Origin of the sequence: Anoxybacteroides rupiense, assembly GCF_014196195.1 — a bacterium.
In the GTDB taxonomy this organism is placed as follows: Bacteria; Bacillota; Bacilli; order Bacillales; family Anoxybacillaceae; genus Anoxybacteroides; species Anoxybacteroides rupiense.
Map to the genome: position 1 here is coordinate 115,230 of NZ_JACIDF010000004.1, position 13,264 is coordinate 128,493.

Sequence of the window (13,264 nt, forward strand, 5' to 3'; positions counted from 1 at the left end):
TCCACAGGCGGTGGTCCATATTCAATTGAAAGAGGCTACCTTCTCGCATGCTCTTAACCTAAGAAAAAGCGGACGTTGGCTTTTAGAATGATCGAGCCAAACTTTCTTTCGCGCTGACATAGGACAATCCTTGTTCAAAGTCGGCAATCAAGTCTTCTGCGGCCTCCAATCCGACACTTAAGCGCAGCAAGCCATCTGTAATTCCTCTTCGTTCTCTTTCCTCTTTTGGCATCGCCGCATGCGACATTTTAGCCGGATACGATAAGATCGATTCGACCGCTCCTAAGCTGACGGCAAACACCGGAATTTGGACATGCTTGACAAACGTACGGACGGCCGCTTCATCTGCTAAGCGAAACGAAAGCACCGCGCCAAATCCCTCTGCTTGGTACCGTTGTACCGAATGTCCCGGATGATAAGAAAGTCCTGGATAATACACTTCCTCTACCTTTGGGTGCTTCGCTAAAAACGAAGCGATTTTCAGCGCCGATTGACTTGATTGCTGTAAACGGACGTGAAGGGTTTTTAAGCCGCGCAGAACGAGCCAAGCATCTTGCACTCCCAATATGGCGCCAAAGGCATTTTGCAGCTTATACAGCCGCTCAGCCAGCCCGCGATCTTTGACAACCGCTAACCCGGCCACCACATCGCTATGTCCTGATAAAAATTTTGTCGCGCTATGCAACACAACATCGACGCCGAGCTCAAGCGGCCGCTGCAATGCCGGAGTCATAAACGTATTGTCTAAAAAGGTTAAACAACCGTTCGCTTTTGCCAGCTTCACAATGCCGCAAATATCCGTAATTTTTAATAGCGGGTTGGAAGGGGTTTCTACATAAATCACTTTTGTATTTGGCCGGATGCGGGAAGCGACTGCATGCAAATCCGTCATATCGACAAACGTGTACTCGATGCCAAAACGGCTTAATACCTCGGTAATCATTCGGTACGTTCCGCCGTATACATCTTCGGTCACGAGCACATGATCCCCTTTGGAAAGCAGCAAAAACGCGGTCGAAATCGCCGCCATTCCCGAAGAGAAGGCAAAGCCGCGGATTCCTCCTTCCAGCTCCGCTATCGTCTCTTCAAGCGCCTCGCGCGTCGGATTTCCAGATCGGCTATAATCATACTTTCCAAACACATCAAAATCCGCTTGATGGAACGTCGAAGCGTGCTGAATGGGCACGCTGACCGCTCCTGTCTGCTCATCCACTTTCCATTTGTTATGCAATAAGTTGGTTTGAAATGAAAATGATTTTTCCATTGCGCTACACCTCTTTCATATTTTCCAAGGCCTGCGACAAATCAGCGATTAAATCCTCCACATGCTCAATGCCTACAGAAAAGCGCAATAAGCGGTTGCATACCCCATTGGCAATCCGAATCTCTTCAGGGATATCGGCATGTGTTTGCGTCGCCGGGTATGTAATAAAGCTTTCAACTCCTCCTAAGCTTTCAGCGAATGTAATGACGTTTAAGCTTTGCAAAAAGCGGTTGACCCACCGCTCTTCACGCAGGCGGAAGGACAGCATGCCTCCTCTTCCTGGATACAGCACATCCGTGACCGCTTCGTGTGATGCCAAAAATTCGCTGATTCTCCGCGCATTTTCTTCATGTTGCCTCATTCGCAGCGCCAGTGTTTTCATGCCGCGAATCAACAGCCATGAATCAAATGGCGACAGGACCGCGCCGATTGCGTTGTGATACTCGGCCAGCCGTTGACAAAGAGGCTCACCCTTTGCGACGACGAGACCAGCGAGCACATCATTATGACCTCCTAAATATTTTGTTGCGCTATGGATGACGAGATCCGCTCCGTGGCGAATCGGCTGCTGGATCACAGGCGTATAAAACGTATTATCCACAATCAAAAGCAGCCCGTGGCGTTTGGCCAGTTTCGCCACCTCGTCGATGTCTGTCTCCTGCATAAGCGGGTTTGTCGGCGTTTCTAAAAAAATCGCCTTTGTGTTTTTCGAAATCGATTTCTCCACTAATTGTATGTCGCGAAAGTCAACATAATGAAACGCTAAGCCGTACTTTCTCCAGCCTCTTTCAAACAGCCGATACGTTCCTCCATATAAATCGGCAGACACTAAAAATTCATCACCGCTTTCAAACAGGGAAAGCACCGTCTGAATCGCCGCCATTCCCGAACTGAATGCATACCCTTGATCTCCTCCCTCCAGTTTAGCAATGGCTTCTTCTACAATTTTGCGCGTCGGGTTTCCGGTACGGATGTAATCAAATCCTGTTGATTGGCCAATTCCCTCATGGCGGTAAGCGGTGGAAAAATAGACAGGCGGATTGACGGTTCCTGTCAGCTTCTCGCTTCTGTTGCCAATCTGCGCCAGTAAGGTTTCTACTTTTTCCATCCTTTTTTCTCCTTCCTTTCCTCCAATAAAAAAAGCCTTCTTTAAGAAGAAGACTTTTACAGATCAACAAAAGCGCTTCTTCTTATCTTTCGAATTGAAACCAATTCGCTGGATTTAGCACCTGACCGATATCGGCTGGTTGCTGAAGCTTCACTGGGCCAGTTCCCTCCGCTTCTCTTGATAAGAATGAACGACGATATGGAATTTTCTGATTTTCTATCAATTTACATGATTTTCTGATAATTTGCAAGCTTTTTTTTACTGCGCGGTATATCCTCCATCGATCACAACGGCCTGCCCGGTAATTCCCTTTGCTTTTTCGCTTGCTAAAAAGAGCGCATAATCGGCCACTTCTTTCGTTGACAGCAGGCGCTGCTGCGGCACAAGCGGATAAATGACTTCCTCTAATACATGCTCAAGCGGCACGCGGCGTGTTGCGGCCAAATCGGCCAGCTGGTTGCGTACAAGCGGCGTATCGACATATCCCGGGCATAAAGCGTTCACTGTAATACCATGAGCGGCTCCTTCTAGAGCAGCTACTTTGGTTAGGCCAATGACCCCATGTTTCGCGCTATTATACGCCGCTTTGCCGGCAAAGCCGACCAAACCGTTAATCGAGGCCATATTGATAATCCGGCCATAACGCTGCTGCTTCATGATGGGGAATATATGCTTTATCGCCAAAAACGGCGCGATAAGCATGACGCGAATCAGTTTTTCAAACGATTCGGAAGGAAATTCTTCAATCGGCGCCACATGCTGCAGCCCAGCGTTATTCACTAAAATGTCAATCCGGCCATAACGAGAAACAGTTTGAGCCAACATTTGTTTGATTTCCTCTTCTTTTGTTACATCACACTTCAGTCCCCATGCATCCCAGCCTTGTGCACATAACGATTCGGCTGCTTTTTGGACAGCCCTTTCATTGATATCACTAAGAACGACTTTCGTGCCATGCTCAGCAAAGCATTTGGCGATTTCAAAGCCGATTCCTTGCGCCGCTCCTGTTATGAACAATACTTGATCGTCTACCATTTTTCATTCCTCCTCGTTCATATCCCTAGTCCTAATGAGAAAAGAATAATCGCAAGAATCGTCCCAAGAGCAGGTACAATAACCGTTAAAGCCCCAACCGCGCCATATGCCTCGCGGTGCGTTTCACCGCAAATCGCTCGAATCGTTGTCACGACATAGCCATTATGCGGCAAAGAATCCAAAGCTCCTGACGAAATCGCGACCACCCGATGCAGCGCTTCAGGATGGACTCCCATATCCAAATAATGCGGAGCGAGCAACGGAAGAGCAATAGCCTGACCTCCTGATGACGAGCCGGTTAGGCCAGCGATGACACTGACAGCAATAGCGCTGCCAATTAATGGACTGCCTGGAATACTGGTAATCGCGTGCACGGCATCCGTAAACGCTGGAACGGCTTTCGCCACACCGCCAAAACCGACGACGGCCGCCGTATTTCCAAGCGCGATCAATGCGCCTAAAGTTCCCTCAGAAACAGCCCCGCTAAAGTTTTGGAAATAGCGGCGATTGAGAGCATATACCGCAATGACTCCGCCAAGAAGCGCCACGATTAATGCCGATTGCTGCAACGAATGATGGAAAACAAAAGCAATTACCAACACGACAAGAAGCGGAATAAACCCCAAAATAGGAGGCGGCAATTCCCTTGTACCGTCCAGTGGATCTCCCTCTCTTGCTACAAATTTCTCTCCTTTTGCAACCGCTTTCATCACCATGCGCTTTAACCACCAATACCCGAAAATCGCCATGAAAATGGAGACAATGATGCTAACTTCCCAACCTGCATACGGCGATGTTTTTAAATACTCAATGGGAATCCAGTTTTGAATTTCCGGCGAACCAGCTGATGTCATCGAAAACGTCACGGACCCAAACGCTAATGCCCCCGGAATAAAACGCCGCGGCAAATTCGCTTGTTTAAATAAACTGACAGCCATCGGATAAACGGAAAACGCTACGACAAATAGGCTGACACCGCCGTATGTCAGTACGGCGCAGGCAATTACAACCGCCAAAACCGTTCGCTTCATGCCAAGCTTTGCGACAATCCATTGTGCTACACTTTCTGCCGCTCCGCTATCCTCCATGACTTTTCCAAAAATGGCGCCAAGTAAAAACATTAAATACCACGATTGAATAAAACTAGAAAATCCCGCCATATAATTTCCGACAAAGCTGGCCTCCCCCTCGCCAACCTGCTGCGGGAAAAGGGCCAATCCGCCCAGCACCGCCACCAAAAGGGCGCATAACGGCGCGGCAATAAATAAATTCATCCCTCTCATGGTCAAATAAATTAATAAAGCCAATCCCCCAATGAGACCGATCATACTCCACATTTCCTCAGCACCCCCTATATTTGTCTCCAACACAACAGCGGTCAACGACTTACAGTTTCACGCAGAAAAAGGTAAAAGCGATGCGTTTCCTCATCGACATTTCGGCACCAATTGACCTCGCCTTCTTTTCTCCCCTCCTTTTTAGAGTGATTCACTTGTTTTTTATTGCAAAAAATATGCCAATAAAAAGGAATGAAACGAAAACCGTTTGATTGTCCTCCTGTCCTTTCCATTCCGTTCCTCTGGAAGCTCTTTCATCAGCATTTGAATCACGGCAATTAGAAAAGCGCAAAGCGCCCGCCGAGGAGGCTATGGCCGCCGCAGTGCGGGACGGAGCGACTTGAGCCGATGGCGCTTGCAGTTAAACAGCACCTTACTTAAAAAGGACAAGATATACATCCCAATATGACGAAAAGATTCCGCTTTCCCGGAATGATTTCCGAAAAAGCGGAATCTTTACATTATGATAAACCGTATTTTTTGATTTTTTCATACATGGCTGATTTGCTGATGCCCAGTTCTTTCGCGGCTTTTTGTTTATCACGGCCGCAGCGCTGCAGGCTTTGTTGAATCGCTGCTTTTTCTGTTTCCTCCAGCAGTTCTTTTAGTGTTTTTCCTTTCATTTGATAAGATGAATTCGCTTTCAAATATTCCGGAAGGGCATCCACTGTAATCGTTTCGCCATTGGCAAAATGAACCGCCACCTCCATGACATTTTCTAATTCACGAATATTCCCCGGCCACACATGCTGTCGCAGCAGCTTCATGACCTCTGCGCTGACTGCATTCACTCTTTTCCCTGATCGCTTGGCGATTTTTTTCATAAAATGATAAGCGAGCATTTCGATATCCCCTGGCCGTTCGCGCAGGGGCGGAATCACAAATGGAATCACATTAATTCGATAATAAAGATCTTCGCGAAATCGTTTTTCCTCTACCATTTTTTCTAATGGGCGATTGGTAGCGGCAATGATTCGGACATCGACAGATACCGTCTTTGTCGAGCCGATCGGCTCCATTTCTTTTTCCTGCAGCACACGCAGCAGCTTGACTTGCATATGCAATGGCAAATCGCCAATTTCGTCAAGAAAAATGGTGCCGCCGTCAGCGAGCTGAAATTTGCCTTTCTTTCCGCCCTTTTTGGCGCCTGTGAAGGCTCCTTCCTCATAACCAAATAACTCGGATTCCAATAAATGCTCGGGAATGGCGCCGCAATTGACTTTAACAAACGGTTTTTGGCTTCTGCTGCTGAGCTGATGGATGCTGTGAGCGAACAATTCTTTGCCGGTGCCGCTTTCCCCGCGGATGAGCACAGAAATATCGCTATCAGCAATTCGTTTGACTTTTTCCTTTAATTCTTCCATTTGCTTTGAACACGATATTAAATGCGTCAGTGTATATTTCGCTCCATTGTTTTCCGTCCATTCTTGAAAATAGGTTTGCAGCTGCAACAATAAACTTTTAATATGGCTATTCATTCGCTTCCATTCATTTGTATCTCGAAAAATGACCGTACCCACCGCGCCAATAACCCTTCCGTCCACCACGATGGGAATGCGGTTCGCAATCATATAATTTCCCTTAATGTAGTGCAAATCAGCGATCTCTTCTTTCCCTGTCTTGACTACAATATGCATTCGCGTATTTTCAATGACCTCTGTCACATGCTTTCCGATTACCTCTTCTTGTTTCCTCTCCAAAAATTCACAATAATTTTTATTCATATAAATAATGTTCCCTTTCTCATCTACCACAACAATCCATTCATAAGCGTTATTAATGACCGCCTCTAAAATTTGATGCTGAAAAATAACATTCTCCACCTGTCGCTCCCCCTTCCGTCCCCATAAAACCGCTTTTGTAATCATAAGTTTGACAAAGACAGCCAAACACCTTCTCGATCGCTCTCACTTGACGTATTCACACTCAAATGAGCAGGTAAGCGATCCACATAATCGATGGAGCTGTCAGTATCCTGTTGTTCGAGCGCATTTTTTGGGGGACAAAAGCCGGAGCAACGCCGCTTTCAGACCATTTGAGTGCTGAATTGCCTATCGGTCCCATTGTGAAGCGGCAGTTATATAAATGCTTGAGCATGACATACTTTGTCGAAAATATGTTACAATATTGATGAACCTTTATTTTATGATGGAGGATGCAAGCAATGATGATACAAAAAGGAGTAGTCAATGAACAAACGATTTACAGCCGGGAACTCGATGAGGAAGTAAAACTGTTGATTTATGTGCCAAGCACCTTTTCTCCACTTTATAAATATTCTCTTTTAATCGCCCAAGATGGAAAAGATTATTTCATGTTTGGAAAAGTCGGGCGCGTGATTGAGAAACTGATGGAGGAACAAAAAATTGACCGTACGATCGTCGTCGGCATTCCATATAAAGATGTCCATGACCGCTACGAAAAATATCATCCAAACGGCAAACAGCATGCCGCTTATCTGAAATTTTTAACGACGGAGCTTGTGCCTTATTTAGATCAAGAGTTTCCTACCTATCAAATGGGAATGGGCCGCGCCTTAATCGGCGATTCCTTAGGTGGAACCGTTTCGCTGCTAGCTGGTCTTACATATCCGCATACGTTTGGAAAAATCGCGATGCAATCACCGTACATCAATGAAGCGATCATCAAGAAAATGGAGCATTTTTCTGATCCGCATCTGCTTCATGTCTATCACTCCATCGGCAGCGAGGAAACAGCGGTAAAAACGACAAACGGCAACATTGAAGATTTTGTGACACCGAATCGGCAGGCACATGATCTTTTTGTCCGAAAGGGTTTTTCTTATCAATACGAGGAATTTGCAGGCGATCATGCGTGGACGTATTGGCAGCCTGATCTTCCGAAAGCGCTTGAACATATTCTCTCTCTTTAGCGCAATGTTACACTATAATATTTTTCAAAATTTTGTTATAATTAAATAATACCGCAATATAGGGAGGGATTGAGTTGAAATACGGGATTGCTCTTTTTCCATCAAAACAGATACAGGATTTTGCGAATTCATACCGAAAACGCTATGATAGCCATTACGCACTCATTCCGCCGCATATCACGCTGAAAAACGTATTCGAAGCGGACGACATTCAAGCGCAAACGATTATTAAAACGCTTCGCCAAATTGCTGCGGAAACCGATGTAATTCCGTTAAAAATTACAAAATTCAGCTCGTTTTATCCGGTGAACAACGTCATTTATTTAAAAGTGGAGCCAAACGAGACGCTTCAGGAGCTTTATAAAAAATTGCACAGCGGTGTTCTTACAGACCAATCTGATTATACGTTTGTCCCGCATATTACGATTGGCCGCAATTTATCGGACGCTGAGTATTTTGATGTATTTGGGCGGCTTAAAATGCAAACGGTGCATTTTGAAGAAACAGCCGATCGCTTCCATTTGCTTTATCAGCTGGAGGATGGCGCTTGGACTGTGTATGAAACCTTCCTGCTTGGAAAGGACCGAGAATAGCATGGAAGTGGCATTCGGCAGAAAAGACGATCAAGAGCTGTACAGCGACGCTCTTTTTGTGCGGAGAAAAGTATTTATTGAGGAGCAGGGCGTTCCTGAAGAAGAGGAAATCGATTTTTTTGAAGAAGACTCCGTGCATTTCGTTCTTTACGCACAAAACCAGCCGGTGGGAGCGGGAAGGCTCCGCATGATCGGGGATGGCATCGGCAAAATGGAGCGCATTTGCATTTTGCCCCATTATCGCAACAAAGGAGCCGGTCGCCTGATTATGGAGCGCATCGAGAAATTTGCCAGAGAAAGCGGTTTACGGCAGGCGAAATTGAATGCGCAAACACACGCTGAACCTTTTTATCAAAAGCTCGGCTATGAAACCGTTTCCGGCGTATTTATGGATGCAGGCATTCCGCATGTGACGATGATAAAAACACTCTAGGACCGTATGATCATACGGTCCTTCAAACTGCGTCAGTCCGCTTATGAACGCTTTCATTCGCTTCTCGTCTTTGCTCGTCTACGCTCCTTGTCTGCCAATCATTTTCAAGCGAGTCCGATGTGAAACCATCACCATCAATAAAGGATATAAAAATGGTTGTAGACAACGTCAACATGGACGTTGTCTACAACCATTGGGACCGTAATCATCATGCGGTCCTTTTTTCATAAGGCGCAATCCACAATGCATGCCGCTGAATGGAAAGCACAGCTTTTTCATCCTTGACCAGCTTTAACAAGTAGCCGGTTATAGCGGTGCGATATAGCACCCATGAAGAAAGGCGGCTTGTCTCGATCTCCCAGCGCGTACACATTTCGCGAACCAATTGTTCATGGCTCAATCCGTCTGGCGCGTTTTTGATCACATCCTCCATGCTTTCGAGTACGCGCTGATGCCAAGCGATATTCTGGCGAATTAGCTCCTCAGCATCTTCTTCATAGGCCCCATGCCCAGGAACGGCGCGCTTTACAGGCCATTCAAGCAAACATTTAAGGGTTTGCAGCGTTTGATCGGCATCCACAAGATAAGGGATTTTATGCTTTTGTAATGTTTCTCGTCCAAAAAAGGCATCGCCCGCATACAGCACATCGTGAATCTGATAGCCCAGCTGATAATAGCTATGTCCTGGCAAAGCGATGCTGTTGATTTGGATGCCTTGAATGTCCCATACTCCTTCGCTTACTACCTCATCAATCCGGATCGCTTCTCCTTCCAAAAACTTATTTCGCATATCCAGCGTCGGCCAATTTCCTTGAAACAAATAGATCGGTTCAAGCACTGGATTGCGCAAAATCGCTTCTTCTAAAACAGGAGCCATCGTATAAATGTTTCGCTTGTTTTGCAAATACGCTGCTCCTCCGTAATGATCCGCGTGAGCATGAGTGATAAGAAGGTGAGTAAGCGGCAGACGTTCCTGATCCAATTGATTCAATACCTTTCTCATCGCTCCTTGATCAAGCCCCGCATCAATCAAAATTCCTACCTCTCCATCGCAAACATAGCCAATGTTCACAGCTCCTTGAAAATAATAGCAATGATGGTTAATACGAATCAGCTTCATGAAACTCCTCCAGCTTAAATGGATTGATTCAACCGTTGTCCTTTACCTGTCAGCTCTGCTTCAAACCGAGCAGCGGCTGTTTGTTTTTCTTTGTCGGGACGCCTAGATCGGGAACGCTGATAAGTAGCCGCGTTGTTTTGCTCCGCTATTCGGCTACATGCTGTAATCGGAAATGCCGCCGGCACCCCCGAATGCGTTCGTCCAGGTCGATTCGCATAATAAAAAAAGGCGTCATATGGAAATCCCACTGTATACATATTGGATTCCTCCTTTTTAATTTAAATTCGCTCCTTCACAAACAAATCCTTTTTTTCTCATCTTATGTTTTGTTAAGATAAACATTGACGTTCGCAAAAGACAAAAAGGAGCTTTCGATAATGGATAAAGCAGTTTATAAAGGAAAAACGCTGCGGCTTGCGTCACTGCCCAGAGAAAAATATGAAGCGTTATATGAGGCCGCCTTGCGCGGACAGATTACCTGTACGATATGCGGCGATCCAGTTCAACTATATTTAGGCATTCAACAACAGCCACATTTTTACCATGAGGAGAGACACGTTTGCTCCCCTTCCTCTTCAATCAAACCATTCGAACATCCAGAATGGCGAAAACCGCTCGCTTATCAGGCTGCGTCACCTTTTTTGAAAACCCAACCAATCCCAAGCAAGCAGCAGGCGCCGGCCATTGCATCACTTCCTTTAGACGCCGCCCAGCTGCAAGCGGTGCAAACAATTGAAGGACCGCTGCTTGTATTAGCGGGAGCCGGGAGCGGAAAAACACGTGTATTAACAGCACGAACAGCTTATATGATCGAGGAACGAAACATCCCTCCTTCTGCGATCATGCTTGTAACATTTACGGCAAAAGCAGCAAATGAAATGAAAGCGCGGCTTCTTACATATCAAAATATGAATCAAGCAATCTTATCCCGGCTTGTAGCTGGCACATTTCACAGCATTTTTTACCGCATGCTTGTCCATTTCCATCCACAGCGCTGGCATTCGAGCCGTCTGCTAAAATGGGAATGGCAGAAGGAACAAATGATAAAAGAAGCGGGACGCGAGCTTGATTTAGATGAACGCGAATTTGCCTATGACCAAGCGTTACAACAAATCTCTTATTGGAAAAACACGCTTGCCACTGTGGAACGTGTTCGAAGCAGCGGCCAATGGGAAGAGCGAGTTCTTTATTTGTATAAACGCTACGAGGAGATGAAGCGGGAACGAGGATTATTCGACTTCGATGATATGCTGTTAGGGTGCTACGAAATGCTAACGGAGCAGCCTTCTTTGCTTGCGCGCTACCAGGATCGGTTTCGCTACTTCTTAATCGATGAATTTCAAGACATTAACCGCGTGCAATACGACATTATCAATATGCTATGTGCTCATACGAGAAATCTTTGCGCCGTCGGCGACGATGACCAAGCGATTTATTCATTTCGCGGTTCTGATCCCTCGTTCATTTTAGAATTTGATCGTCACTATCCTGAAGCGAAAGTCGTTGCCCTTACTGAAAATTATCGTTCGTCCCATCATATCGTAGAAGTCGCCAACACTGTCATTTCGCGAAATCGCTTCCGACGCAGCAAACAAATGAGGGCGCAATTTGCCGATGATGAACCCGTGCTTTTCTTTTTTCCGTATGATGAAGAAGAAGAGGCGACAATGGTAGTGGAGGATATTAAAGAACGGCTTCAGCACGGAGCTAAACCTAGCGATTTTGCCATCCTCTATCGTACTCATACCACATCGCGTGCGATTTTTGAACGTCTCGTGCAGGCCGGACTTCCTTTTGTTGTGGAGCAGGACGGCGAATCTTTTTATCAACGCCGCTTTGTTCGTTATTTACTTGCTTATTTGCGGCTTAGTCTGGATCCCAATCATGAAGAAGCCATCAACGATCTGCTTGTGTCTCTCTTTTTAAAGCAGTCGCTTCTTCAAGAAATAAAGGCCGTAAGCATTCTTGAAGATTGTTCGCTTTTGAAGGCTTTAACAAGCTTATCGTCGATTTATCCATTTCAAAGAAAAAAATTAAAAAACATTTTTCCTTTCTTCAAAAGCTTAGCGAAGTTGAAGCCAATTGAGGCGATTGAGATGATTGAGACGGAAATGGGATTTTCAGAGTTTCTTAAAAAACGAGGAAATGAAGGCAATGTGATTGAAAAGGGGAGCGATGATATTCGGGATGTAAAGGTAGTAGCCAAAAAGTTTAAAACCGTTCCCGCGTTTCTCAAACATGTGGACACGATGATGGAAGCTGCCAGACAGCTGCCCAAGCAAAAGACAGCCCCAAACGCCATTCAGCTCTCGACGATTCATCGGGCCAAAGGATTGGAATATCCGTATGTATACGTGTTGGGAGCAGTGGAAGGAAGTATTCCACATGACTATGCCATGGAAGCAAATCGCAATGGAGACCCGCTTCCCTTAGAAGAAGAGCGACGTCTCCTATACGTTGCGATTACAAGAGCGAAACGTTCACTTCATCTATCTGTTCCAGCACATAGACGAATGAAAACCGCTCAGCCATCACGCTTTTTAAAAGAATTGGTTCGGCAAACGACCGAGGGAGCTCCCGTATAGAGACTCCCTCCTCGTTACTTTTTGTTGTTGTTCAGCATATTCGCAATGGTATTAAAATCTAGTTGTTTACCGTTTTTGGTGATCATCTTCACAATTTGGTCTTCTAATTCTTTCGGCACTTTTCGATTAGCGATTTGCGCTACTCGCTTTACAACCCCGCGCACTGTTTGCTCATCTTTAAAGTTTGCATTTTGTAATGAATTAGCCAGTTCAAATATATCTTTCATATTCACGCCTGTTTTCTTTTCAACGTTTTTAAAAAATTGGTTATCCATCTTTCCATCCTCCCTTTTACTATTACATCGTATGAAAAAACGAATAAGAAGTGCATCCATTCAAAGAAAAAGTACGAGCTGCTCTTTTCTCAACCAGCCCGTACCTTCGGTTCATTAACCTACAAACGCCGCACCCACGATAATTAACAAAATAAACAACACGACGATTAACACGAATGTAGAACCGTAACCATAACCGCCGCCGCCGTAGCCATAACCACCATAACCACCGTATCCACAATATCCAAACATTGCGTTGCACCTCCTTGCATGTTGGTAGTTCTATCGTATGCAGGAATGACGAAAACGGTATGGGCGCTTATGATTTAAAATTCCGGAAAATTCTCTCCATTTGTTTTCCTTTTTTCCCAAACCAGCTATTGATATAGCCGATATTTCCTTCAATATCTTTTAAAAATTGGCCGTTCATTTTTTCAATTTCCTTTATTTTTTGTTCAAATTCCTGTCCCCACTTTTCAAATCGTTTAATAAATTGGTCATGTCCTTCATGCTTAGATTTGGCGATATCCCGCAATGCTTTTTCAAATTTTTCGCTCATCCCTTCACCGCCTTTCTATCAGATTATTTATGCAAAAAGCCAAACAATGTGCGCGATAAATT

14 protein-coding genes and 1 riboswitch are annotated in these 13,264 nt (G+C 45.4%); of the genes, 4 read left to right on the forward strand and 10 right to left on the reverse strand.

The window, feature by feature from the left end; genetic code table 11:
* Positions 1 to 82 precede the first annotated feature (82 nt).
* The 5 genes from metC to GGQ95_RS08380 all read right to left on the reverse strand — a co-directional run bounded on the left by metC (position 83) and on the right by GGQ95_RS08380 (position 6,567).
* The gene (gene metC / locus GGQ95_RS08360) at positions 83 to 1,264 is read right to left on the reverse strand and encodes a cystathionine beta-lyase (protein ID WP_183186599.1); all 1,182 of its coding nucleotides are present in this window, start codon (positions 1,262 to 1,264) and stop codon (positions 83 to 85) included.
* Between the two features lie 4 nt (positions 1,265 to 1,268).
* Positions 1,269 to 2,372 (reverse strand): methionine biosynthesis PLP-dependent protein, encoded by a 1,104-nt coding sequence (locus GGQ95_RS08365; RefSeq protein ID WP_183186600.1) that lies wholly within the window; start codon positions 2,370 to 2,372, stop codon positions 1,269 to 1,271.
* 79 nt (positions 2,373 to 2,451) lie between these two features.
* A riboswitch (SAM riboswitch) is annotated at positions 2,452 to 2,559 on the reverse strand.
* A gap of 71 nt (positions 2,560 to 2,630) precedes the next feature.
* Positions 2,631 to 3,407 carry a 3-hydroxybutyrate dehydrogenase gene (locus GGQ95_RS08370; RefSeq protein WP_183186601.1) on the reverse strand — a complete coding sequence of 259 codons (777 nt, stop codon included), beginning with the start codon at positions 3,405 to 3,407 and terminating at the stop codon, positions 2,631 to 2,633.
* A 17-nt stretch (positions 3,408 to 3,424) separates the two neighbouring features.
* Positions 3,425 to 4,744, reverse strand: a complete 1,320-nt coding sequence (locus GGQ95_RS08375) for a GntP family permease (RefSeq protein WP_044744189.1) — start codon at positions 4,742 to 4,744, stop codon at positions 3,425 to 3,427.
* Between the two features lie 461 nt (positions 4,745 to 5,205).
* On the reverse strand, positions 5,206 to 6,567 hold the full coding sequence (locus tag GGQ95_RS08380) for a sigma-54 interaction domain-containing protein (RefSeq protein ID WP_312856945.1): 1,362 nt from the start codon (positions 6,565 to 6,567) through the stop codon (positions 5,206 to 5,208).
* 341 nt (positions 6,568 to 6,908) lie between these two features.
* Here GGQ95_RS08380 and GGQ95_RS08385 point away from each other — a divergent pair, with 341 nt between their 5' ends.
* The 3 genes from GGQ95_RS08385 to GGQ95_RS08395 all read left to right on the forward strand — a co-directional run bounded on the left by GGQ95_RS08385 (position 6,909) and on the right by GGQ95_RS08395 (position 8,663).
* Entirely contained in the window at positions 6,909 to 7,637 is a 729-nt protein-coding gene (locus GGQ95_RS08385) for a GTNG_0744 family esterase (RefSeq protein ID WP_044744186.1), read from the forward strand.
* 74 nt (positions 7,638 to 7,711) lie between these two features.
* Entirely contained in the window at positions 7,712 to 8,230 is a 519-nt protein-coding gene (locus GGQ95_RS08390; RefSeq protein WP_044744185.1) for a YjcG family protein, read from the forward strand.
* 1 nt (position 8,231) lies between these two features.
* Positions 8,232 to 8,663 carry a GNAT family N-acetyltransferase gene (locus tag GGQ95_RS08395; RefSeq protein ID WP_044744184.1) on the forward strand — a complete coding sequence of 144 codons (432 nt, stop codon included), beginning with the start codon at positions 8,232 to 8,234 and terminating at the stop codon, positions 8,661 to 8,663.
* 208 nt (positions 8,664 to 8,871) lie between these two features.
* On the opposite strand, the gene GGQ95_RS08400 is transcribed toward GGQ95_RS08395, so the two are convergent.
* Together GGQ95_RS08400 and GGQ95_RS08405 are read right to left on the reverse strand one after the other, a co-directional pair.
* Positions 8,872 to 9,783, reverse strand: a complete 912-nt coding sequence (locus GGQ95_RS08400) for an MBL fold metallo-hydrolase (RefSeq protein WP_183186602.1) — start codon at positions 9,781 to 9,783, stop codon at positions 8,872 to 8,874.
* Positions 9,784 to 9,797: 14 nt separating this feature from the next.
* A complete protein-coding gene (locus GGQ95_RS08405; RefSeq protein WP_080860654.1) occupies positions 9,798 to 10,040 on the reverse strand; it encodes a hypothetical protein in 243 nt (80 codons plus the stop codon).
* Positions 10,041 to 10,160: 120 nt separating this feature from the next.
* Here GGQ95_RS08405 and GGQ95_RS08410 point away from each other — a divergent pair, with 120 nt between their 5' ends.
* Complete coding sequence (locus GGQ95_RS08410) at positions 10,161 to 12,368, forward strand: UvrD-helicase domain-containing protein (protein WP_183186603.1); 2,208 nt, start codon at positions 10,161 to 10,163, stop codon at positions 12,366 to 12,368.
* A 14-nt stretch (positions 12,369 to 12,382) separates the two neighbouring features.
* On the opposite strand, the gene spoVIF is transcribed toward GGQ95_RS08410, so the two are convergent.
* The 3 genes from spoVIF to GGQ95_RS08425 all read right to left on the reverse strand — a co-directional run bounded on the left by spoVIF (position 12,383) and on the right by GGQ95_RS08425 (position 13,202).
* Positions 12,383 to 12,643 (reverse strand): sporulation-specific transcription regulator SpoVIF, encoded by a 261-nt coding sequence (gene spoVIF, locus GGQ95_RS08415; RefSeq protein ID WP_044744180.1) that lies wholly within the window; start codon positions 12,641 to 12,643, stop codon positions 12,383 to 12,385.
* Between the two features lie 114 nt (positions 12,644 to 12,757).
* A complete protein-coding gene (locus GGQ95_RS08420) occupies positions 12,758 to 12,895 on the reverse strand; it encodes a YjcZ family sporulation protein (protein WP_080860649.1) in 138 nt (45 codons plus the stop codon).
* A gap of 67 nt (positions 12,896 to 12,962) precedes the next feature.
* Positions 12,963 to 13,202: a hypothetical protein gene (locus GGQ95_RS08425; RefSeq protein ID WP_044744179.1), complete on the reverse strand. Its 240-nt coding sequence runs from the start codon at positions 13,200 to 13,202 to the stop codon at positions 12,963 to 12,965.
* Between the last annotated feature and the right edge of the window lie 62 nt (positions 13,203 to 13,264).

Bases quoted from the DNA above. Each gene is read 5' to 3' on its own strand.
- GGQ95_RS08405 (WP_080860654.1), bottom strand. From the start codon at position 10,040: ATGTATACAGTGGGATTTCCATATGACGCCTTTTTTTATTATGCGAAT.
- GGQ95_RS08365 (WP_183186600.1), bottom strand. From the start codon at position 2,372: ATGGAAAAAGTAGAAACCTTACTGGCGCAGATTGGCAACAGAAGCGAG.
- metC (WP_183186599.1), bottom strand. From the start codon at position 1,264: ATGGAAAAATCATTTTCATTTCAAACCAACTTATTGCATAACAAATGG.
- spoVIF (WP_044744180.1), bottom strand. From the start codon at position 12,643: ATGGATAACCAATTTTTTAAAAACGTTGAAAAGAAAACAGGCGTGAAT.
- GGQ95_RS08425 (WP_044744179.1), bottom strand. From the start codon at position 13,202: ATGAGCGAAAAATTTGAAAAAGCATTGCGGGATATCGCCAAATCTAAG.
- GGQ95_RS08400 (WP_183186602.1), bottom strand. From the start codon at position 9,783: ATGAAGCTGATTCGTATTAACCATCATTGCTATTATTTTCAAGGAGCT.
- GGQ95_RS08420 (WP_080860649.1), bottom strand. From the start codon at position 12,895: ATGTTTGGATATTGTGGATACGGTGGTTATGGTGGTTATGGCTACGGC.
- GGQ95_RS08375 (WP_044744189.1), bottom strand. From the start codon at position 4,744: ATGTGGAGTATGATCGGTCTCATTGGGGGATTGGCTTTATTAATTTAT.
- GGQ95_RS08385 (WP_044744186.1), top strand. From the start codon at position 6,909: ATGATGATACAAAAAGGAGTAGTCAATGAACAAACGATTTACAGCCGG.
- GGQ95_RS08370 (WP_183186601.1), bottom strand. From the start codon at position 3,407: ATGGTAGACGATCAAGTATTGTTCATAACAGGAGCGGCGCAAGGAATC.
- GGQ95_RS08395 (WP_044744184.1), top strand. From the start codon at position 8,232: ATGGAAGTGGCATTCGGCAGAAAAGACGATCAAGAGCTGTACAGCGAC.
- GGQ95_RS08410 (WP_183186603.1), top strand. From the start codon at position 10,161: ATGGATAAAGCAGTTTATAAAGGAAAAACGCTGCGGCTTGCGTCACTG.